Origin of the sequence: Pseudomonas sp. NPDC089401, from assembly GCF_044749485.1 — a bacterium.
Taxonomy (GTDB): domain Bacteria; phylum Pseudomonadota; class Gammaproteobacteria; order Pseudomonadales; family Pseudomonadaceae; genus Aquipseudomonas.
This window is the reverse complement of sequence record NZ_JBIVIA010000001.1, coordinates 303,083-324,300: the sequence shown is the minus strand read 5'-3', so window position 1 is coordinate 324,300 and position 21,218 is coordinate 303,083. Positions and strand designations below refer to the sequence as shown.

Here is a 21,218-nt window from a genome sequence, read left to right as displayed (position 1 = left end):
TCAGCTGGTAATCAGCCGCTCGCGAAGCTGGGCAATCTCGTCACGCAATTGCGCGGCAGCCTCGAATTCCAGGTCGCGGGCGAACTGCATCATCTTCTCTTCCAGCTGCTTGATGCGCTTGGTGATCTCGCCCGGCGTGCGCAGTTCGGCTTCGTAACGCGCACTCTCTTCCGCTGCCTTGGCCATGCCCTTGCGCTTCTTGCTGCGCGCCCCCGGCACGGTGGCGCCTTCCAGGATGTCGGTAATGTCCTTGACCACGCCCTTGGGCACGATGCCATTGGCCTGGTTGAAGGCGATCTGCTTTTCCCGGCGCCGCTCGGTTTCGTCGATGGCGCGCTGCATCGAGCCGGTGATGTTGTCGGCGTAGAGGATCGCCCGGCCATTGAGGTTGCGCGCGGCGCGGCCGATGGTCTGGATCAGCGAGCGCTCGGAACGCAGGAAGCCCTCCTTGTCGGCATCGAGAATCGCCACCAGCGATACCTCGGGCATGTCCAGGCCCTCGCGCAGCAGGTTGATCCCGACCAGTACATCGAAGGTGCCCAGGCGCAGGTCGCGGATGATCTCCACCCGCTCCACCGTGTCGATGTCCGAGTGCAGATAGCGCACCCGAACGTCGTGGTCGGCCAGGTAATCGCTGAGGTCCTCGGCCATGCGCTTGGTCAGCGTGGTGGCCAGCACCCGCTCGCCAGCCGCGACCCGCTTGCGGATCTCCGACAGCAGGTCGTCGACCTGGGTCAGCGCCGGGCGAATCTCGACTTGCGGATCGACCAGGCCGGTCGGGCGGACCACCTGCTCGACCACGCGCCCGGCATGCTCGGCCTCGTAAGGCCCGGGGGTGGCGGAGACGAAGATGGTCTGCGGGCTGACGCCTTCCCACTCGTCGAAGCGCATCGGCCGGTTGTCCAGCGCCGAAGGCAGACGGAAGCCGTATTCCACCAGCGTCTCCTTGCGCGAACGGTCGCCCTTGTACATGGCCCCGACCTGCGGAACGCTGACATGGGACTCGTCGATCACCAGCAACGCATCGGCCGGCAGGTAATCGTACAAGGTTGGCGGCGCGGCCCCGGCCGGGCGCCCGGACAGGTAGCGCGAGTAGTTCTCGATGCCGTTGCAGTAGCCCAGCTCGAGGATCATCTCCAGGTCGAAGCGGGTGCGTTGTTCCAGGCGCTGGGCCTCGACCAGCTTGTTGGCCTTGTGCAGGTACTCGAGGCGCTCCTTGAGCTCGACCTTGATGCCCTCCACCGCCTCCAGCAGCGTTTCCCGCGGGGTGACGTAGTGGCTCTTGGGGTAGAAGGTGAAGCGCGGCAACTTGCGGAAAACCTCGCCGGTCAGCGGGTCGAAGGCGGCAATGTTCTCCACCTCGTCGTCGAACAGCTCGATGCGGATGGCCTCGAGGTCGGATTCGGCCGGGAAGATGTCGATCACGTCGCCGCGCACGCGGAAGGTGGCACGGGCGAAGTCCATCTCGTTGCGGGTGTACTGCAGGTCGGCCAGGCGGCGCAGCAGCGCGCGCTGGTCGAGCTTGTCGCCGCGGTCGACGTGCAGGACCATCTTCAGGTAGGTCTCGGGGCTGCCCAGGCCGTAGATGCACGACACGGTGGTGACGATGATCGCGTCGCGCCGCTCCAGCAGCGCCTTGGTCGCCGACAGGCGCATCTGCTCGATGTGGTCGTTGATCGAGGCGTCCTTCTCGATGAAGGTGTCCGACGACGGCACGTAGGCTTCGGGCTGGTAGTAGTCGTAGTAGGAAACGAAGTACTCCACCGCATTGTTCGGGAAGAACGCCTTGAACTCGCCATACAGCTGCGCCGCCAGGGTCTTGTTCGGCGCCAGCACCAGGGTCGGGCGCTGCACCTGCTGGATGACGTTGGCGATGCTGAAGGTCTTGCCCGAACCGGTCACCCCGAGCAGGGTCTGGTGCGCCAGGCCCGCGTCGATGCCCTCGACCATCTGGCGAATGGCCTCGGGCTGGTCGCCGGCCGGCTGGAAACGGGTGACGAGCTGGAACTCGGACATGACGGACCTCGCGGTAACGCAGCAACTGTAAATTTAGCCAGTAGTCTATACCCAAATGTGCCCTGCCGGGACCAGAATCAAGGCCAGGCTGTGAGCGCGTATTACGGTGGACCCGGCAATTCGACCAATGGTCGAAAAATATTTGCGCAAATCGCCGGAAAACCTGCGCCAGGCTGTCGCAGGGACCGGTCGGTATCACTATACTGACTCCCCGTTTGTGCACCGCTTCAGTGCATTCGGCTGGAGCGTGTACGCCCTATCACTCTCCAATCAGAGCCGAAGTAACAATGAGCCTGTTTTCCGCTGTCGAGCTGGCACCCCGCGACCCTATCCTGGGCCTCAACGAAGCATTCAACGCCGACCCACGGACCGACAAGGTCAACCTGGGCGTGGGCGTCTACTGCAATGAGGAAGGCCGCATTCCGCTGCTGCGCGCCGTGATCGAAGCCGAAACCCAGCGTGCCGCCCAGCACGCCTCGCGCGGCTACCTGCCGATCGACGGTATCGTGAGCTACGACCAGGCCGTGCAGAAGCTGCTGTTCGGCGCCGAATCGCCACTGCTGGCCGCTGGCCGCGTCGTCACCGTGCAGGCCGTGGGCGGTACCGGTGCCCTGAAGATCGGCGCCGACTTCCTCAAGCGCCTCTCGCCGAATGCCGTGGTCGCCATCAGCGACCCGAGCTGGGAAAACCACCGCGCCCTGTTCGAGAGCGCTGGCTTCCCGGTGCAGAACTACCGTTACTACGATGCGCCGAGCAACGACGTCAACCGTGCCGGCATGCTCGAAGACCTCAATGCCCTGCCGGCCGGCTCGGTCGTGGTGCTGCACGCCTGCTGCCACAACCCGACCGGCGTCGACCTGACCCTGGACGACTGGAAGAACGTCCTGGAAGTGGTCAAGGCCAAGGGCCTCGTGCCGTTCCTCGACATGGCCTACCAGGGCTTCGGTGACGGCATCGCCGAAGACGCCTTCGCCGTGCGCCTGTTCGCCGAGTCGGGCCTGGAATTCTTCGTCTCCAGCTCGTTCTCCAAGTCGTTCTCGCTGTACGGCGAGCGCGTCGGCGCACTGTCGATCGTCACCGCCTCGAAAGACGAGAGCACCCGCGTGCTGTCCCAGGTCAAGCGGGTGATCCGCACCACCTACTCCAACCCGCCGACCCACGGCGCCACCATCGTCGCCACCGTGCTCAACAGCACCGAGCTGCGGCAGATGTGGGAAGCGGAACTGGCCGAAATGCGCGAGCGCATCCATGGCATGCGCAAGCAGATGGTCACGCTGCTGGCCGAATACGGCGCCAACCGCGACTTCAGCTTCGTGGGCCGTCAGGTGGGCATGTTCTCGTACTCGGGCCTGACCGTTGAGCAGGTCGCGCGCCTGAAGAACGATTTCGGCATCTACGCCCTGGACACCGGCCGCATCGCCGTGGCCGCGCTGAACCAGAGCAACATCCACGTGGTCACCAAGGCCATCGTGGAAGTACTGTAACTGATTGATTTGTCAGGGAGTGGCTTGACTTCTCCCTGGCAATCGGTAAGATACGCGCAGATTCCGCGATAGCTCAGTCGGTAGAGCAAATGACTGTTAATCATTGGGTCCCTGGTTCGAGTCCAGGTCGCGGAGCCAAACACTGAAAAAGCCCCCAGGTGCGCAAGCACCGGGGGCTTTTTCGTTGTGGCCGAATCAGTGCTGGACCGGCTCGGTGACCGGTTTGCCCTGGTCCACCAGACTCCAGACCAGCAGTTTTGCGGGCCGGGTCTTGCTGGCATTGCGCGAGACGCCGTGCACGGTGCCGGGAGCCTCGTACCAGTACTCGCCAGCCTTGTAGGTCTTTTCCGGCTCATCGTTGAGCTTGGACACCACTGCCCCCTCCAGCACATAGGCCATGACCGCACCCGGGTGCTGGTGGGCGGGGGATGCTTCGCCTGGGGCATAGCTGACGGTGAGCATCACCGCGGTCTTGCCGGGCGCGTTCGACGGTTGTTTTTCCTGCAGGACCTTGACCTGGTCGGCGACGTCGCCGTGGGCCCAGGCAGTGGATTGGCCGATGAGCAGGCCGAGGGGAATGAGCAAGGCGAGGACAGGTTTCATGGAGGCAGTTCCTGATGGACAAGTGTCTGCAGGTTAGACCCAGAGGCCCCAGAGACAAATGTCCAATCCGGAGAAAAAGCAGGAAGCCGATTTAGCCTCGGCGGGCCTCTTCGCGGGTAAACCCGCTCCCACAGAGGCATCACAAGCCCTGAGAGCAGCGCTGCACCTGTGGGAGCGGGTTTACCCGCGAAGAGGCCGCCACGGGAAACAACAGACCGTCAGCAAGCACGCCCGATCGGGTAGAACTGGCCATGGCTCCATACCCCGAGCCACGCTTCACCGTCGATTTCGCGCGGCACCGCCAGCTCCACCAACTGGTAGAACACGTTGCGGTGGATCAGCGCCTCGAGGTTGCTGCGCATCAGCACATAAGGCGAGGGTTCCTCGGTCAACGGGTCGATCTCCACCCGCAACGGGTGCTCCGGCCCCGCCTCCGCCTGGTCCTCGACATTGCTGGTAAAGCGCAGCACCTGCTGCTCACCGCTGCCCTGCACGTCCAGCGTCACTGCCACGAACGGTGCGTCGTCGACTCGAATGCCGACCTTTTCCACCGGAGTGATCAGGAAGTAGTCATCGCCATCGCGGCGGATGATCGTGGAGAACAACCGCACCATCGGCTTGCGCCCGATGGGCGTGCCCAGGTAATACCAGGTGCCGTCGCGGGCGATGCGCATGTCGATGTCACCGCAGAAATCCGGATTCCACAGATGCACCGGCGGCAGACCCTTGTGTGCGGGAATCTGCGCCAGCAGATCGCTGGCCTTGCCGGAATCGCTCATTACCCTGCCCTCACTCGCTCATGCCCAGAAGGCTACGAGCGTACTCGCGCATCGGCGCGGCGAGCAAATCTTCCGGCGTGTTGTCGTGGAACGTCAACAAACCGCCGCGGCTCTTGATCCGCACGCTGTCGATCAGGTAACGGCTGTTGGTCTCGATCAGCATCATCTGCACCACGCCGGTGTCCCAGCCCAGACGGTCGACGGCCTGCTCGTCATACCATTCGTCGCCATTGCCGATACGGTCGTCGGTACGGGCAAAGCGTGTGTACAGGACATAATCGGCACCCACCGAACGCGCCTGGGTGATGGCCTCTTCCAAGCCCAGCGGCCCTTGGGCACGACGCACCAGCGGGAAGTACTCGACAAAGCCCTTGAACGCCTCCTCGGCTACCACGTTCTGCTTCGGCAGCGGCCCCTTGCCCGGGGGCAGGAAGGCGCCCTGACCGATGAAGATGAACGAGTCCGGTTGCAGGCGAATCGACAGGGTACGACGGGTGTCACTGTGATCCAGCAGGCCGGCATCACTCATGTGGTACCGGACGCCCTCGCCCATATCGCTGACATTCATGCAGCCGCCCAGCGCCATCAGCGCCAGCGGCAAGACCAGGCTACGCATCTTTCCTCCAGTGGCCGGTGACGAAAAACCGGCGAATAGCCGGCGGATGCAGCTTTTGCGCCAGCTTCAGCCGCCGATCACCTTCATCACCGTCACACCGCCGGAAAACGCCAGTTCCTGCTTGTCGGCCAGGGCCTTGACCAGCAAACGCTGCAACGCGGGCAGTGCCTGGTGACGGGGTTTTTCCAACAGATCGCCGACATAGTGACGGTTGGTCGACGACAGACAGCCGTGCAACCAACCGGTGGAGGAAAGGCGCAGGCGCGAGCAGGTGCGACAGAACGGCACGCTTTCGTTGGCGATCACGCCAAAATGGCCTTTGCCCGGAATCTGGTAGCGCAGCGCGGTGGCATCCAGCGGGGCGTCGACCTGCTGGTAGGGATATTGGCCTCCGATCAGGCCGAGCAGCGCGTCGAGCCCGACGAATTGCTGGAGGAAGGCATTGCTGTCGCGGGCCAGGTGCCCCATGCGCATCAATTCGATGAAGCGCAGTTCATAACCCCGCGCCAGGCAATGATTGAGCATTGGCAAGACCTGGTCGAGGTTCTGCCCGCGCATGGGCACCATGTTGACCTTGATGCGCATGCCCATGGCGCTCGCCTGCTCCATGCCCGTCAGCACGCCCGCCAGGTCACCGCCGCGTGCAATGCGGCGAAACGCCTGAGGATCGAGGCTATCGAGGGAGACATTCAGGCGACGAATGCCCGCATCGCGCAGCTGGGGCAACTTGCGCGCCAGCAGTTGGCCGTTGGTGGTCAGGCTGATATCGGCGAGCTCAAGCTTGGCCACCGCGGCCAGAAAGGCATCGAGCCGCGGACTGACCAGCGGCTCGCCACCGGTGATACGCAAGCGCTCGATGCCGGCCGCCTCGACCAGATAGGCCACGCCGCGCGCCAAGGCTTCGCCTGAGAGTTCATCCTGCGCTGCCACCAGGCGCTTGCCGTCCGGCACACAATAGCTGCAGGCGTAGTTGCAGGCAGCAGTCAGGCTGACGCGCAGGTTGCGAAAACGCCTGCCTTGACGGTCGACGATCATAGGAAAACTCCAGCATGGATGAATCGGGGCTGGCAAAACTTGACTCATGGTTCAAGTTTTTGCAAGCCCCGATTTCACGCTGGATTCAACCAACGGCGACGAGACGCTTCAGTTCGCCGGTTCCGGGTCGCGCTTGCGCTTGTTGCCCATGCGCACGCCGATGTCCATGAGGAACTGGAAGAAGCCTTCCTGATCCTCCAGCACATTGCTCCAGAATGGCGAGTGGTACAGCGCCACCGCGCCGTGGACCAGTGCCCAGGCCGCGCAGTAGTGGAAGTACGGCGGCACGTCTTCGAGCTTGCCTTCGCTGATGCGGCCCTTGATCAGCTGGGTCAGGCGATCGAAGTTGGAAGCGCGGATGCTATGCAGCTCCTCGACCATTTCCGGCACCTGGTTGCCCTTGACCACCTTTTCTTCCAGGCGGTCGAACAGGCGGTAGCGCTGCGGGTCACGCATGCGGAACTCGAAGTAGGCGCGCGACAGCGCCTCCTTGTCGCGATCGACATCGGCGGAATGCAACAGCCCGTTCAGGTCACGCTCGTAGTCGAGCATCAGGCGCAGGTAGATTTCCGCCTTGGACTTGAAGTGCTTGTAGATCGTGCCTTTGCCGATCCCCACGGCGTCGGCGATCATCTCGACGGTGACGCTGTCTTCACCCTGTTCGAGAAACAGCTTGAGCGCCGTATCGAGGATTTCCTGTTCGCGACGGCGAAACTCACGGACCTTACGAGGTTCTTTCTGCATAGGAAGGACTGGATGACATTGAAGCGGTTTATTATGCCTAACTTGCGGCAAATTGCACGGATCATCCAACCATGTCTATGTTTCACGATGATTTCCAACGGGCGCGGGCCCTGGGAAGCCGCGGCGCGCCTTGCCCGTGACAATGCATTTGATTGAAGCCTGAGCGCAGAACGTGCCCGGTATGCAGGTCGGCACCAGAAAGTGCGTTTTTCGGCGTATTTCCACACTTGGGAGTGGCCAATCGGCGACGCTGGCCGGCAAATACGACGCCTGGCCATGCATTGAGGGAGGAAGGGACGGCGGGCGTATTCCAAATCTGTTTAAAAAACGACCAGAGAAGCACTGGCACAGTGCCAAACCTGACCAATACTTGAAGTGTTGGCGCGGCGCATCCCCCCCAAGTGGCGCGCTGATAAAGGTGCTCAGGGACCGCGTACCTTTGTTTTACTCCTAATGGTCTTAACCCGGATTCCCCCCCCAGAACCCGGGTTTTTTTTGCCCGCGGCGATCCAGCCACCGCTCCAGGGGCAAAGGTGAGCGTGCGTCGCCATCGCCAATCAATGCGCGCAAAAAATCAAGACAACCCCATGAGCTTTTCAGCTTTTGGGAGAAGTGGGCATTCAGATCAGGCTACCCGCGCCAGCGGGAACAGGCGCTTGAAGTTGGCGGTGGTCTGCTCGGCCAGTTGCTCGTAGCTCGCCCCGCGCAACGACGCCACATACTCCGCCACCTCGCGCACGTACTGCGGCAGGTTCGGCTTGCCCCGGTACGGAATCGGCGCCAGGTAAGGCGAATCCGTCTCCACCAGCAGCCGGTCGACCGGCACCTGCCGCGCCACTTCGCGCAGGGCATCGGCATTGCGGAAGGTGACGATACCCGATAGCGAGATGTAGTAGCCCAGGTCCAGCGCCGCCTTGGCCATCTCCCAGTCTTCGGTGAAGCAGTGCAGCACACCGGCCTGCGGCAGGCTGGCCTCGCGCAACAGCGCCACGGTATCGGCCCGCGCCGCACGGGTATGCACGATGACCGGTTTGCCGGTCTGGCGCGAAGCCTCCAGGTGCAGGCGGAACGACGCCTGCTGCAACTCGGCGGCCTCCGGCTCATAGTGATAATCCAGCCCGGTCTCACCGATCGCCACCACATGCGGATGGGCCAGCTCGCGCAGCAGCCACTCCAGCGCCGGCGTCTCGCCCGGCGCCAGGTCCAGCGGGTGCACGCCCACCGAGCAGTCGACATCGGCGTACCGCTCGCTCAGCGCCTTGACCGCGCCGGCATTCTCGGCACTGACACCGATACACAGGAAATGCCCGACCCCACGCTCGCGTGCCGCCTGCAGGGCGGCATCGAGGGAGCCCTGATGGGCGCTCAGGTCAAGTCGGTCGAGGTGGCAATGGGAATCTACGAGCATGGAAGACGGCACACATGAATAGTTGAGGAATCAGCGGGAACCTGGCAGCTGGACCCATTGGGCCAGCATGGCTTCCAGCAGCAGCACACGGTTGAGGTTGGCCTTGCCCAGCACTTTCTGGCGCTGTTCGAGGATCCATGCCTGGACCTCGAGCACCTTGCCCTGGCGGCTCTTCTGCGCCAGGTACTGCACCACCTTGCGCATGTCGGCCAGGCCCAGCCCCTGCTCATCCTGGGTCAACTGGTAGCGCAGCACCAGGTGCGACCAGTCGCAGAACCAGTCGAACAGCAGCAGCAACGGCACCCCACTCCAGGCTTCGGCCAACTGACTGGGCGATTGCTGCTGCTTGAGCAGCTTCTTCACCCCCTCGGTGACCAGCGCACGCTGTTCGCGCACGCCCTGGGCCTGGAGGCTCACGGCCATCAGCGGCGAACCGGCGGCCAGGGTCAGCAGCTCCTCCCGTTCGGCCTCGTCGCTGCCAGCCAGCGCCGTGGCCAGCCAGGCCTGGCTCTGGGCCAGACTCGGCTGCGGGCAGGCGACCTGCTGGCAGCGGCTCTTGATGGTGGCCAGCAGGCGGCTCGGCTGGTGACTGACCAACAGCAGCACGGTGTCGCCGGAGGGCTCCTCCAGGCTCTTGAGCAAGGCGTTGGAGGCGTTGATGTTCATCGCCTCGACCGGCTCGATCAGCACCACTTTACGCCCGCCCAGCTGCGCCGTCTGCACCACGAACGACACCAGCTCGCGGACCTGGTCGACCTTGATCGGCTTGTCGGCCTCTTCCGGCTCCAGGACGAAGTTGTCCGGGTGGCTGCCCGCCTTGAGCAACAGGCAGGACTTGCACTGACCGCAGGCATCCAGCCCCTGGGGCTGCTGGCACAGCAGGCGAGCCATCAGGCGCTCGGCCAAGGCGCGCTTGCCGATACCCTGGGGGCCATGCAGCAGGTAGGCATGGGCATGCTGGGCACGGCCAGCCAGCTGCTGCCAGATCGACAGCTGCCAAGGATAGGCTTCAGCCACGGCAACGCTCCGGGATAGTCATGGGCAAACCACTCACGCTGGCCACCCTCAAGGCTGCTCGCCGGTTGCCGGCGGTTCGGACGGCAACGGTTGCGCAGCATCGGGCTCGGCCGGCGCCGCCTCGCTGTCAGGCGCCTGCGGCGCCGGACTGGAGCGGTAGTCCGCACGGCGCTTGAGCTGGAACTCGCGCACTGCGCTGTTGTGATCGTCAAGGTCGTCGGAGAACACATGGCTGCCATCGCCGCGCGCGACGAAGTACAGGCTGGTGCCATCGGACGGGTTGAGCGCGGCATGGATCGCCTCGCGCCCGACCATGGCGATCGGCGTCGGCGGCAGGCCGGTCATGGTGTAGGTGTTGTAGGGCGTCGGCTCACGCAGGTCGGCGCGACTGATGCGCCCGTTGTAGCGCTCGCCCATGCCGTAGATCACCGTCGGGTCGGTCTGCAGCATCATGCCCAGGCGCAGGCGACGGACGAACACGCCGGCAATCTGCCCGCGCTCCTGGGGAATGCCGGTTTCCTTTTCCACCAGCGAGGCCATGATCAACGCCTGGTACGGGTCACGGTAAGGCAGGTCGGTGGTGCGCTCGGCCCATTCCTTGGCCAGCACTTCGTCCAGGCGCATGTAGGCCTGCTGCAGCAGCTCGACATCGCTCATGCCACGCACGAAGCGATAGGTGTCGGGGAAGAAGCGACCCTCGGGGAACACGCCGGTGTGGCCGAGCTTGTCCATCACCTCGGAATCGGACAGGCCGTCGAGGGTATGCCTGATCTTTTCATGCTTGGCCACCGCCGAACGCACCTGGCGGAAGGTCCAGCCCTCGACCAGGGTCAGGTTGTACTGGACCACGTCACCACGGCGCCAGACGTCGAACAGCTCATCGACCGTCATGCCGGGCGTCAGGCGGTACTCGCCGGTGTGCAGCTGGGTGCCGGCCATGTTGAAACGCCAGTAGAGGCGCAGCCAGAAGGCGTCATCGAGCAAGCCGTCGGCCTGCATGCGATAGAACATGCGGTTGGGGTTGGTGCCGCTGGGTACGTCGAGCAGACGCTCCTCGGCCACGTGCAGGGGCTGCTCCAGTACCGAGTTGATCTTCCAGGCCGACCAGCCCAGGGCCAGGCCGGCGAGGATCAAGCCCATCTCCAGCAGCAGCAGGAATTTGCGTCTCACGAATTCAGGTATCCAGTAGCGTACGGGCAACGGCCTGCAGTTTACGGGTGAGCGGGCCTGGCGACCAGTTCAGGTTCAGCGCGGGAATACCGCGCACTGGCCAGACACCATAGACACTGTTGCAAACGAATACTTCATCCGCCTGCACCAGCGCATCGAATGGAATGTCACACACCTCGGTGGCAATGCCCTGCAACCGCGCCTGTGCCAGCAAGGCGCCGCGCATCACGCCGGCCACGCCACAGCGGCTGAGGTCGGCGGTCAGCAGCACACCGTCGCGCACCAGGAACAGGTTGCTGTAGACCCCCTCGACCACCCTGCCCTGGCCATCGAGCATCAGGCCTTCGGCAAGCTCGACGTCCTGCCATTCGGCACGAGCCAGCACCTGTTCCAGGCGATTGAGGTGCTTGAGGCCTGCCAGCAAGGGTTGCAGCCCAAGCCGGGTCTGGCAAGGGAACAGTTGCACGCCTTGCTCGGCATGCCCGGCGGGATAGCTGGGCAGCGGGCTACCCTGAAGGATGCGCCGCGGCATGGCCCCGGCAACCGGCGCATAACCACGCTGGCTGTCGCCACGGGTGAGGATCAGCTTGGCGACACCGTCGCCCAGCTGGCTGGCGAAGCGCAGCAATTCATCGCGCACCAGCGCCAGGTCGGCATCGATGGCCAGACGCTGACAGCCCAGCGCCAAACGGGCCAGGTGGCCGTCCAGCAAGCTGGGCCGGCCAGCGCGCACGGCGATGGTCTCGAACAGGCCATCGCCGTAGGCCAGGCCGCGGTTCTGCAGGTTGATCGCAGTCGCAGGCCGGCCATCGATCCAGCTGTGCATCAATCGTTGAACCGGCGGAACACCAGCGAACCGTTGGTGCCGCCAAAGCCGAACGAGTTGGACAGCACCACGTCGATCGGCATGCTGCGTGCCTGGTGCGGCACGAAGTCGAGGTCGCAACCTTCGTCCGGCTCGTCCAGGTTGATGGTCGGCGGCGCCATCTGGCTGTTGATCGCCAGCACACTGAAGATCGCTTCCACCGCGCCGGCGGCGCCCAGCAGGTGGCCGGTCATCGACTTGGTCGAGCTGACCGCCAGCTTGTAGGCATGCTCGCCGAACACCCGCTTGATCGCCGCGACTTCGGCGATGTCGCCGGCCGGGGTCGAGGTGCCGTGGGCGTTGATGTAGCTGACCTGCTCAGGTTGCACGCCAGCATCGCGCAGGGCATTGACCATGCAGCGCGCCGCACCTTCACCGCTGTCGGGTGGCGAGGTCATGTGGTAGGCGTCGCCACTCATGCCAAAGCCGACCAGCTCGGCATAGATGGTCGCACCACGGGCCTGGGCGTGCTCCAGCTCTTCCAGCACCAGGGCACCGGCGCCGTCGGACAGCACGAAGCCGTCACGGCCCTTGTCCCACGGGCGGCTGGCACGGGTCGGCTCGTCATTGCGGGTCGACAGCGCGCGGGAGGCACCGAAGCCACCCATGCCAAGGCCACAGGCGGCCATCTCGGCGCCACCGGCGATCATCACGTCGGCCTCGCCATAGGCGATGTTGCGCGCGGCCATGCCGATGCAATGGGTGCCCGTGGTACAGGCGGTGGCGATGGCGTAGTTCGGCCCTTGCAGACCCAGGTGGATCGACAGGAAGCCGGAGATCATGTTGATGATCGAACCCGGCACGAAGAACGGCGAAATACGGCGCGGGCCCTGCTCGTGCAGGGTCCGGCTGGTTTCTTCGATGTTGGTCAGGCCGCCGATCCCCGAGCCCATGGCCACGCCGATGCGCTCACGGTTGGCGTCGGTCACTTCCAGGCCGGCGTTGCGCACCGCCTGGAAACCGGCCGCCAGGCCGTACTGGATGAACAGGTCGAGCTTGCGGGCCTCTTTGGCCGACAGGTATTGCTCAACCTCGAAGCCCTTCACCGAGCCGCCAAAACGGGTGGAGTAGGCAGACAAGTCCGTATGCTCGATCGGACCGATGCCACTGCGGCCAGCCAGAATGCCCTGCCAGGTGCTCGGTACATCGGTACCCAGTGGCGACAGCATACCCATACCGGTGACCACGACGCGTCTACGCGACACAGTACTCTCCTTTTCTAATCACAGAGTTTCTTGCCATTGCATTCAAGGCAATGGAATGAAATGGCAACAAGCTCTCGCAGCGAGCGAAACGACGCCGGTGGCTCGCAAAGAAAAAACCGCACGCCGGTAAAGGCAGTGCGGTTCTTCTCGACAAGAAGCGTCGACTACAACGTCTTAGGCCTTGTGGCTGTTGACGTAGTCGATGGCCGCTTGAACGGTAGTGATCTTCTCGGCTTCTTCGTCAGGGATTTCGGTCTCGAATTCCTCTTCCAGAGCCATCACCAGCTCAACGGTGTCAAGCGAATCGGCACCCAGGTCATCGACGAAGGACTTCTCGTTGGTCACTTCCTCTTCCTTGACGCCCAGTTGCTCGGCGACGATTTTCTTGACGCGTTCTTCGATGGTGCTCATACCTAGTTTTCACTCCTAATGGACATATGTCAGGCAGCTGGCCGGTGACCAAGTTTATAGAAAGACGTTCGCTTTTCAAGCGGAACGCACCTTCGGTCAGTCACCCGACCCCCTGCCTGGAATCTGGTTGCAGCTTTATAACGGATTTTAGGCTCGCAGTATGACTCTTTTTTGAAGCAATCCGTCACATTGAGTTGCAGGGTTACATGTACATCCCGCCGTTGACCGGCACGGTGGCGCCGGTCACGTAGCCTGCGCCATCCGAAGCCAGGAACGAAACCACCTTGGCGATCTCGTCGGCCTGGCCCAGGCGGCCCAGCGGAATCTGGGTCTGCAGCGCTTCGCGCTGTGCTTCTGGCAGCTCGCGGGTCATGTCGGTGTCGATGAAGCCCGGGGTCACCGAGTTGACGGTGATGCCACGCGAGCCCACTTCACGCGCCAGGGCGCGGCTGAAGCCTTCGAGGCCAGCCTTGGCGGCCGCATAGTTGGCCTGACCGGCGTTGCCCATGGCACCGACGACCGAGCCGATGCTGATGATACGACCCCAACGCGCCTTGGTCATGCCACGCAGCACGCCCTTGGACAGACGGTAGAGGCTGTTCAGGTTGGTGTCGATCACGTCGAACCACTCGTCGTCCTTCATGCGCAGCATGAGGTTGTCGCGGGTGATACCGGCGTTGTTGACCAGGATGGCCGGGGCACCGAACTGCTCGCCGATGGCGCCCAGCACCGCTTCGACGGACTCGGCGCTGGTGACGTTGAGTTCCATGCCGGTGCCGGTGATACCGTGCTCTTTGAGGGTGGCGGCGATACGCTCGGCGCCGGAGGCCGAAGTGGCGGTACCGATCACGGTCGCGCCCTGGCGGCCCAGCTCGAGGGCGATGGCCTGGCCGATACCACGGCTGGCGCCGGTGACCAGTGCAACTTTACCTTGCAGGCTCATGCAAGCTTCTCCAAATCAGGCCAGCGCCGCGCGGGTGGCGGCGACAGCGTCAGGGGTATTGAGGTTGTAGGTGGTCACGCCGTCGGCGCAACGCTTGTTCAGGCCAGCCAGGACCTTGCCCGGGCCGCACTCGACCAGGTTGACCGCGCCATTGGCAGCCAGGGTCTGCACGCACTCGACCCAGCGTACCGGCTGGTACAGCTGCGCCAGCAGGTCCTGCTTCAGGGCATCGAGGTCGGCGGCGACGGCGGCGGTGACGTTCTGCACCACCGGGATCTGCGGGGCCTTCCATTCGATGGCGTTGACGAATTCGGCAAAGCGCTCGGCAGCCGGCTTCATCAGGGCGCAGTGCGACGGCACGCTGACCGCCAGCGGCAGGGCGCGCTTGGCGCCCTTGGCCTTGCACAGCTCCATGGCGCGGTCGACCGCAGCCTTGTTGCCGGCGATCACCACCTGGCCTGGCGAGTTGAAGTTCACCGCGCTGACCACTTCGTCTTCGGCCGCTTCGGCGCAGATGTCGACGACCACGGCGTCGTCCAGACCGAGGATCGCCGCCATGGCGCCATGCCCGGCCGGCACGGCTTCCTGCATCAGCTGGCCACGGCGCTCGACCAGGCGCACGGCATCTTTCAGCGACAGGGCGCCGGCGGCGACCAGTGCGCTGTATTCGCCCAGGCTATGGCCGGAAACGAAGGCCGGCTTGGCGCCGCCCTCTTCCAGCCACAGGCGCCACAGGGCGATGGAGGCAGTGAGGATCGCCGGCTGGGTCTTGTCGGTCTGGTTGAGTTGTTCTTCCGGACCTTCCTGGACCAGCTTCCACAGGTCGTAGCCCAGAGCCTCGGAGGCCTCCTTGAAGGTCTCGATGACCACCGGCTTTTCAGCGCCGAGCTCGGCGAGCATGCCCAGCGACTGGGAACCTTGACCGGGGAAGACGAATGCGAGGGATGCAGACATTGAACAAGCCCTTATGATCTTGTCGTCGGATAGGGTGCGCCAGGCCTGTGGCCGGGCACGGAATCTGAAATCTTGGATGGAAACACGGACCAAGCGGTCACATTTAAGCACTTCATCGGCGAAATGCCTAAGGCAACAAGTCTTCAAGACGCCCATGAAGACGCTGCGGGAGGTTTTCCTGGATTTCGATCAGCGCCCGCTGGATCGCGCTCTGGAACCCCTGCACCCCCGCCGAGCCATGACTCTTGATGACGATACCCTGCAGCCCAAGGAAGCTCGCACCGTTGTGCCGGGCCGGCGCCAGGTCGGCCTGCAGGCGCTTGAGCAGCGGCATCGCCAACGCCCCGGCCAGCCGCGACAATGCGCCACCCTTGAACAATCGCTCGATGCGCGCGCCGATCATGGTCGCCAGGCCTTCGCTGGACTTGAGCAGGATGTTGCCGACGAACCCGTCGCACACCACCACATCCGCCTCGCCACGGTACAGGCCATCACCCTCGACGAAGCCCACATAGTTGAGGCCGCGGGCGTTCTGCAACAGCGTGGCGGCCAGCTTGACCTGCTGGTTGCCCTTGATGTCCTCGGTGCCGATGTTCAGCAGCGCCACGCGCGGCCGATGGATACCCAGGGCCTGGGCAGCGACCGAACCCATCACGGCGAACTGGTAGAGGTTTTCGGCACTGCAATCGACGTTGGCGCCCAGGTCGAGCAACTGGCAGTAGCCCGCCTGGGTAGGGATTGCCGCAACCATGGCCGGGCGGTCGATGCCTGGCAGGGTCTTGAGCACGAACCGCGACAACGCCATCAGCGCACCGGTATTGCCGGCACTGACGCAGGCCTGGGCCTTGCCGTCACGCACCAGTTCGAGGGCGATGCGCATCGACGAATCCGGCTTGCCGCGCAACGCCTGCGATGGCCGCTCGTCCATGCCGATCACTTCGCGGGCCCCGACAATCTGCAGGCGCGCGCGATCCGCAGCCGCAAGGCCGCCGACAAGATCTTCAAGGAGGGAGGGTTGACCGACGAGGGTCAGGTGCAGCGAGGGGGTAGCCGAAAGGCAGGCGATGCTAGCCTGGACAATGCTGCGGGGACCGAAGTCCCCGCCCATTGCGTCGATCGCGATGATCTGAGCGGACAAGGATTACTCGTCAGCGCCCTTGTCGACCACTTTGCGACCACGGTATACGCCTTCTGGCGAAACGTGGTGGCGCAGGTGTACTTCACCGGTGGTTTTCTCTACCGACAGCGCGTTTTCCGACAGGGCGTCGTGCGAACGGCGCATGTCACGGGCAGAGCGGGATTTTTTGTTCTGCTGAACAGCCATAATTGATTAACTCCTAAACGTTTGGGTCACGCTTTAACTGCGCCAAAACACTGAACGGGTTGGACCGCGATACCTCGTCCTTGCTCGATTCGGGCTCGTCTGCGCCCGCCGGCTGCTGGCATTCTTCCGGATGATGAGCAGGCACGATGGGCAAGGCGAGCAGCAGCTCCTCCTCGACCAAAGCCTGCAGATCCAAAGGATCTTCGCCCAGTTCCAGCACGTCATAGCCTTTCGGCAACGACTGGGTATTCGCACCCTCCTTCACCACGGCGTAAGTACATTCGCTGTGGATCGGCAGGGTGACCAGCTCAAGACAACGCTGGCAAACCATCTTGACCTCGACGTCCAGCTCGCTGTGGATAACCACCACGTGCTGTTCATCTCGTTCAAAATCGAACTTCGCCTGCACCATACCGACATTGTCGGAAAGCGGGTCGCAGAGTCTTTCCAAATCAGCGAGTTGCAGCGTACCAGTGATGGATACGCCTCGATCGGCTAATTTGCGCGGGTCAACGTGAGGTGGAATCGGGTCATTCAACATAGGCGCAGCATTCTAGGGATGCCCCCCGCCCCTGTCAAAGGAAATTCGGCGACATCTCGCATGTTAGAATCGGGTTCAACTGCCCAGGAGTCTACCATGCTGCCTCTGTTGCTGGCTTCCAGCTCTACCTACCGCCGCGAACTGCTCACCCGCCTGCGCCTGCCCTTCACCTGGGCAAGCCCCGATCTAGACGAACAGCGCCTGCCCGACGAGCCCGCCACGGAGCTGGTTCGTCGCCTGGCCCGACAGAAAGCCGAGGCACTGGCAGGCAGCCACCCCGGGCACCTGATCATCGGCTCCGACCAGGTGGCGGTGCTGGGCGAACAGATCCTCGGCAAACCGCACACCTTCGACCGGGCCTGCGAGCAACTACTGGAAGCCAGCGGGCAGCAGGTGACCTTCCTGACCGGGCTGGCGCTGCTCAATACCGCGACCGGGCACTGCCAGGTCGACTGCGTGCCGTTCACGGTGACGATGCGTGAGCTGGATCGGGCACGCGTGGAACGCTATGTAACGGCGGAGCAGCCGCTGGATTGCGCAGGGAGCTTCAAGGCGGAAGGGCTGGGGGTGAGCTTGTTCCAGAGCACCCATGGCTGCGATGCGACCAGCCTGATCGGACTGCCGCTGATTCGGCTGGTGGACATGCTGACCCGGGAAGGGGTGGTAATTCCCTGAGCCTGGCTTGGGACTTCATGCACCCGAGGGATCTGGCGCCGCACAGGCGGCGCGCGATTTCAGGCGCGCATCTAACTCAGCGCAACTGCGGCCCCTGGAACCCCATCCACATGGCCAGATGCTCGGCCACGCTGGCACCGATACGCTTGGAGAAGCGATCGAACGGCGACTCCTGCACGGTGTAGTCGACCAGGTCCTTTTCCCCAACCACCTCACGCGCAACGTAACTGGCACTGCCCAGGCCATCCACCAGCCCGAGCGCCTTGGCCTGCTCGCCCGACCAGATCAGGCCACTGAACAGCTCCGGGTGCTCCTTGTCCTTGAGCCGCTCACCCCGCCCCTGCTTGACCATGGCGATGAACTGCTGATGGGTGGTATCCAGCACGCCCTGCCAGAACGCGGTCTCTTCGGGTTTTTCCGGCGAGAACGGATCGAGGAACGCCTTGTGCTCGCCCGATGTGTAGGCCCGACGCTCGACACCGAGCTTCTCCATCGCGCCGACGAAGCCGTAGCCCGCCGCCGTCACGCCGATGGAACCGACCAGGCTGGCCTTGTCGGCGTAGATTTCGTCCGCCGCACTGGCAATGTAGTAAGCCCCCGACGCCCCAAGGTCGGTGATGACCGCATAGAGCTTGATATCCGGGTGCAAGCCGCGCAGGCGACGCATCTCGTCATACACATACCCGGCCTGCACCGGGCTGCCGCCCGGACTGTTGATGCGCAGCACCACCGCCTTGGTCTTGGGGTCCTTGAAGGCATCACGCAAGCCCTTGACGATATTGTCGGCGCTGGCCGCCTCCTGATCGGCGATCACCCCGCGCACCTCGACCAGCGCCGTGTGGCTGCCGCTGCGCGAAGCAGCCTTGTCCATGTCCGTCAGCGGCAGGAACAGGGCCAGGATGCCAAACAGGTAGACGAAGGTCAGCAGCTTGAAGAAGATCCCCCAGCGCCGGGAGCGGCGCTGCTCCTGGACACCTGCCAGCAAGGTCTTTTCCAGCAGCTTCCAGCTCTTGCGCTCCTCGCGGGCGCCCTCCTCGCGATCTTCGCGGGCAAGGCGCTGCTCATCCGTTTCGTTACTGGGCGCTTTCCACTCGTCTACCATGCTCACCTACCTTGGAATTGCCGGGGAACCGGCCAGCCACTCGCGCAGCTGGGAAAAATGATCGATGCACACCTGCGGACCGAATTCGGCCAGCGCCTGCAGCGACATGGCGCCATAACCGACGGCCACCGAATGCATGCCGGCATTGCTGGCCATCTGCAGGTCGAATGCCGAATCTCCGACCATCAGCGCCCGCGCGGGTTCGACGCCACAATGGCCGAGGATCTCCTCGAGCATCAAGGGGTGCGGCTTTCCACGGGTTTCGTCGGCGGCGCGGGTAATGTCGAAGAACTGCTCCCAGCCATTGGCCTTGAGCACCCGGTCCAGCCCGCGGCGCGCCTTGCCGGTGGCCACCGCCAGGCGGTAACCCTGGGTACGGAAGGCATCCAGCGACTCGACCACGCCTTCGAACAGCGGCGAGGGCTGCCGGTCGAGGGCCATGTAGATGTCGGCGTAGTGCTGACGGAAGACCTCGACCTGCACCGCATCGAGGTGCGGATACAGCGTCGAGATGGCCTCACCCAGCGCCAGGCCGATGATGCCCTTGACCGCCTGCTCCTCGCTCGGCGCTTCGCCGGCACGCTCGGCGGCGGCATTCATGGCCTCGACGATGCGGCCAATGGAGTCGGCCAGGGTGCCGTCCCAGTCGAAGATCAGCAACTCGTAGCGTTTGCTCACAGGATCATGGCGCACTGAGTCGCTCCACGGTCTTGGCCCAGACCTCGTCCACGGGCGCCTCCAGCTTCAGCTCGCCACCGTCGGGCAGCGGCACCGTCAGCGCGTAGGCGTGCAGGAACAGACGCTTGCCGCCCAGCTCGCGAATCTCGCGGCTGAAGTCCTCGTCGCCGTACTTGCTGTCACCGGCGATCATGTGCCCGGCATGCAGGGTATGCACGCGAATCTGGTGGGTACGCCCGGTGATCGGGCGCGCCTCGACGATGGTGGCGAATTCACCGAAGCGACGCAGCACGCGGAACAGGGTCAGCGCCTCCTTGCCCTCGTCGTTGACCTCGACCATGCGCTCGCCGGAGCGCAGGTTGCTCTTGAGCAGTGGCGCGTTGACCTGTTTTTTCGAGGTTGGCCAGTGGCCGCGCACCAGCGCCATGTAGCGCTTGTCCACACCGTCGCCGCGCAGGGCGGCATGCAGGTGGCGCAGCATGCTGCGCTTCTTGGCGATCATCAGCAGGCCCGAGGTGTCGCGGTCCAGGCGATGCACCAGCTCCAGCTCCTTGGCGTCCGGACGCAGCTGGCGCAGCGCCTCGATCACACCAAAGCTCAGGCCGCTGCCGCCATGCACGGCGATGCCGGCCGGCTTGTTCATCACGATCAGCGCCTTGTCTTCGTAGACAATGGCCGCCTCCAGGCGCTGCAGCAGCCCCTGGGCCACCGGCGCCGGCTCGTCGCGCTCGGGCAGGCGGACCGGCGGCACGCGCACGATGTCGCCGGCCTGGATCTTGTACTCGGGCTTCACCCGCCCCTTGTTGACCCTCACCTCACCCTTGCGCAGGATGCGGTAGACCAGGGTCTTGGGCACGCCCTTGAGCGCCGTGATGAGGAAATTGTCGATGCGTTGGCCGGCAAGCTCCGGCGCGACTTCGATCAGCTGAACGCCGGAAGTCGGAGGGGTATTGGTCGTCATGGCAGGGATCATAACAATTTTTTATGGAATTGAAGCACTTAATCATTGCTGCTATAGTCGCGAACGCCGCCAAAAGCGGCAGGCCAGAGAAACCAGGCCCTTGGCCGGTTCCTGACCTTCGCAATTCTGCAGGACGCGAGGCCGTCCTACGGGGTTTTCGCCAGTTTACCGAATTGCCTGGAATCGCCACCAGCGCCGTGTAGAGAAGACCGAAAAAAAACGACAAGTGTGGTTTTTCGCCTGCTTACCCGATTCTTTTCGCTGCACCTCTGCCCGCCCCGTCGCTTCCACGCAACGCCCGGCGAATGCTTCGGAAATACCTGCCTTGGATATGTAATGGCGTCAGCTTCCCATTCGAAGCTGGCGAAAAATGCAACCCGTTGCGGATTCAGCGCGCGGCAGCACCCGAATGATCAGGGATACGTGCAGGGTGGAGATGCACAGCCCTCGGACCGTGTAGCACCGCGTCCGGCCACCGGCCCAGTGAATGGCCGGCGAGCGGACCAGGTCCTGAACAGATGCCCCCGGGCGTCCACGGCTGAGGGTTGATTCCTCCTCCTGACTGAGTGCACGAGGCCCGCTTGGTTGATTCGGATACCCATTCGAAGCCACCGGGGCCTGGTTGGCACCGCAGCAAACAGGACGCGTCGTCGCGACAACGGCAGGCTGGGCAACCGGCTGGTGCCG

Annotated in this window: 22 protein-coding genes and 1 tRNA gene; 3 read left to right on the top strand and 20 right to left on the bottom strand. The window is 63.8% G+C overall.

Annotated features, from left to right (window positions below; translation table 11 throughout):
• A complete protein-coding gene (gene uvrB / locus ACIP21_RS01545; protein ID WP_400683163.1) occupies positions 1 to 2,016 on the bottom strand; it encodes an excinuclease ABC subunit UvrB in 2,016 nt (671 codons plus the stop codon).
• 287 nt (positions 2,017 to 2,303) lie between these two features.
• Between uvrB and ACIP21_RS01540 the strand changes: the two genes are divergently transcribed.
• Together ACIP21_RS01540 and ACIP21_RS01535 are read left to right on the top strand one after the other, a co-directional pair.
• Positions 2,304 to 3,500, top strand: a complete 1,197-nt coding sequence (locus tag ACIP21_RS01540) for an amino acid aminotransferase (protein ID WP_400683160.1) — start codon at positions 2,304 to 2,306, stop codon at positions 3,498 to 3,500.
• A 62-nt stretch (positions 3,501 to 3,562) separates the two neighbouring features.
• Positions 3,563 to 3,638, top strand: a tRNA-Asn gene (locus tag ACIP21_RS01535).
• Between the two features lie 57 nt (positions 3,639 to 3,695).
• On the opposite strand, the gene ACIP21_RS01530 is transcribed toward ACIP21_RS01535, so the two are convergent.
• From ACIP21_RS01530 to ACIP21_RS01455, 16 genes are all read right to left on the bottom strand, one after another.
• Positions 3,696 to 4,103, bottom strand: coding sequence for a cupin domain-containing protein (locus ACIP21_RS01530; protein WP_400683158.1), 408 nt, complete (start codon positions 4,101 to 4,103; stop codon positions 3,696 to 3,698).
• Positions 4,104 to 4,321: 218 nt separating this feature from the next.
• On the bottom strand, positions 4,322 to 4,882 hold the full coding sequence (locus tag ACIP21_RS01525; RefSeq protein WP_400683155.1) for a DUF1285 domain-containing protein: 561 nt from the start codon (positions 4,880 to 4,882) through the stop codon (positions 4,322 to 4,324).
• 10 nt (positions 4,883 to 4,892) lie between these two features.
• Positions 4,893 to 5,498, bottom strand: coding sequence for a DUF4823 domain-containing protein (locus ACIP21_RS01520; protein ID WP_400683153.1), 606 nt, complete (start codon positions 5,496 to 5,498; stop codon positions 4,893 to 4,895).
• A gap of 66 nt (positions 5,499 to 5,564) precedes the next feature.
• Positions 5,565 to 6,533: a GTP 3',8-cyclase MoaA gene (locus tag ACIP21_RS01515; RefSeq protein WP_400683151.1), complete on the bottom strand. Its 969-nt coding sequence runs from the start codon at positions 6,531 to 6,533 to the stop codon at positions 5,565 to 5,567.
• Between the two features lie 108 nt (positions 6,534 to 6,641).
• The gene (locus ACIP21_RS01510) at positions 6,642 to 7,277 is read right to left on the bottom strand and encodes a TetR/AcrR family transcriptional regulator (protein WP_400683149.1); all 636 of its coding nucleotides are present in this window, start codon (positions 7,275 to 7,277) and stop codon (positions 6,642 to 6,644) included.
• Between the two features lie 625 nt (positions 7,278 to 7,902).
• Positions 7,903 to 8,685: a TatD family hydrolase gene (locus tag ACIP21_RS01505; protein WP_400683146.1), complete on the bottom strand. Its 783-nt coding sequence runs from the start codon at positions 8,683 to 8,685 to the stop codon at positions 7,903 to 7,905.
• A 30-nt stretch (positions 8,686 to 8,715) separates the two neighbouring features.
• Positions 8,716 to 9,702, bottom strand: coding sequence for a DNA polymerase III subunit delta' (locus ACIP21_RS01500; RefSeq protein WP_400683143.1), 987 nt, complete (start codon positions 9,700 to 9,702; stop codon positions 8,716 to 8,718).
• A 48-nt stretch (positions 9,703 to 9,750) separates the two neighbouring features.
• The gene (gene mltG / locus ACIP21_RS01495; protein ID WP_400683141.1) at positions 9,751 to 10,872 is read right to left on the bottom strand and encodes an endolytic transglycosylase MltG; all 1,122 of its coding nucleotides are present in this window, start codon (positions 10,870 to 10,872) and stop codon (positions 9,751 to 9,753) included.
• Positions 10,873 to 10,876: 4 nt separating this feature from the next.
• The gene (gene pabC / locus ACIP21_RS01490) at positions 10,877 to 11,698 is read right to left on the bottom strand and encodes an aminodeoxychorismate lyase (protein WP_400683138.1); all 822 of its coding nucleotides are present in this window, start codon (positions 11,696 to 11,698) and stop codon (positions 10,877 to 10,879) included.
• A complete protein-coding gene (fabF, locus tag ACIP21_RS01485; protein WP_400683135.1) occupies positions 11,698 to 12,942 on the bottom strand; it encodes a beta-ketoacyl-ACP synthase II in 1,245 nt (414 codons plus the stop codon). The genes pabC and fabF overlap by 1 nt, the downstream gene beginning before the upstream one ends.
• Before the next feature lie 174 nt (positions 12,943 to 13,116).
• Positions 13,117 to 13,353, bottom strand: coding sequence for an acyl carrier protein (gene acpP / locus ACIP21_RS01480; protein ID WP_008096410.1), 237 nt, complete (start codon positions 13,351 to 13,353; stop codon positions 13,117 to 13,119).
• Between the two features lie 202 nt (positions 13,354 to 13,555).
• On the bottom strand, positions 13,556 to 14,296 hold the full coding sequence (fabG, locus tag ACIP21_RS01475) for a 3-oxoacyl-ACP reductase FabG (RefSeq protein ID WP_103449709.1): 741 nt from the start codon (positions 14,294 to 14,296) through the stop codon (positions 13,556 to 13,558).
• Positions 14,297 to 14,311: 15 nt separating this feature from the next.
• Positions 14,312 to 15,250 (bottom strand): ACP S-malonyltransferase, encoded by a 939-nt coding sequence (fabD, locus tag ACIP21_RS01470; protein ID WP_400683131.1) that lies wholly within the window; start codon positions 15,248 to 15,250, stop codon positions 14,312 to 14,314.
• A gap of 127 nt (positions 15,251 to 15,377) precedes the next feature.
• Positions 15,378 to 16,388, bottom strand: coding sequence for a phosphate acyltransferase PlsX (plsX, locus tag ACIP21_RS01465; RefSeq protein ID WP_400683129.1), 1,011 nt, complete (start codon positions 16,386 to 16,388; stop codon positions 15,378 to 15,380).
• A 3-nt stretch (positions 16,389 to 16,391) separates the two neighbouring features.
• Positions 16,392 to 16,574: a 50S ribosomal protein L32 gene (rpmF, locus tag ACIP21_RS01460; protein ID WP_003247154.1), complete on the bottom strand. Its 183-nt coding sequence runs from the start codon at positions 16,572 to 16,574 to the stop codon at positions 16,392 to 16,394.
• Positions 16,575 to 16,587: 13 nt separating this feature from the next.
• Positions 16,588 to 17,115 carry a YceD family protein gene (locus ACIP21_RS01455; RefSeq protein WP_167058236.1) on the bottom strand — a complete coding sequence of 176 codons (528 nt, stop codon included), beginning with the start codon at positions 17,113 to 17,115 and terminating at the stop codon, positions 16,588 to 16,590.
• Between the two features lie 96 nt (positions 17,116 to 17,211).
• Here ACIP21_RS01455 and ACIP21_RS01450 point away from each other — a divergent pair, with 96 nt between their 5' ends.
• Positions 17,212 to 17,790 (top strand): Maf family protein, encoded by a 579-nt coding sequence (locus tag ACIP21_RS01450; protein WP_400683126.1) that lies wholly within the window; start codon positions 17,212 to 17,214, stop codon positions 17,788 to 17,790.
• Positions 17,791 to 17,866: 76 nt separating this feature from the next.
• On the opposite strand, the gene ACIP21_RS01445 is transcribed toward ACIP21_RS01450, so the two are convergent.
• Genes ACIP21_RS01445 through rluC form a run of 3 tightly spaced genes read right to left on the bottom strand, consistent with a single transcriptional unit; the run spans position 17,867 to position 20,531 of the window.
• Entirely contained in the window at positions 17,867 to 18,892 is a 1,026-nt protein-coding gene (locus ACIP21_RS01445; RefSeq protein ID WP_400683124.1) for a S49 family peptidase, read from the bottom strand.
• Positions 18,893 to 18,898: 6 nt separating this feature from the next.
• The gene (locus tag ACIP21_RS01440) at positions 18,899 to 19,570 is read right to left on the bottom strand and encodes an HAD family hydrolase (protein WP_400684272.1); all 672 of its coding nucleotides are present in this window, start codon (positions 19,568 to 19,570) and stop codon (positions 18,899 to 18,901) included.
• A 4-nt stretch (positions 19,571 to 19,574) separates the two neighbouring features.
• Positions 19,575 to 20,531, bottom strand: coding sequence for a 23S rRNA pseudouridine(955/2504/2580) synthase RluC (rluC, locus tag ACIP21_RS01435; RefSeq protein WP_027919450.1), 957 nt, complete (start codon positions 20,529 to 20,531; stop codon positions 19,575 to 19,577).
• Between the last annotated feature and the right edge of the window lie 687 nt (positions 20,532 to 21,218).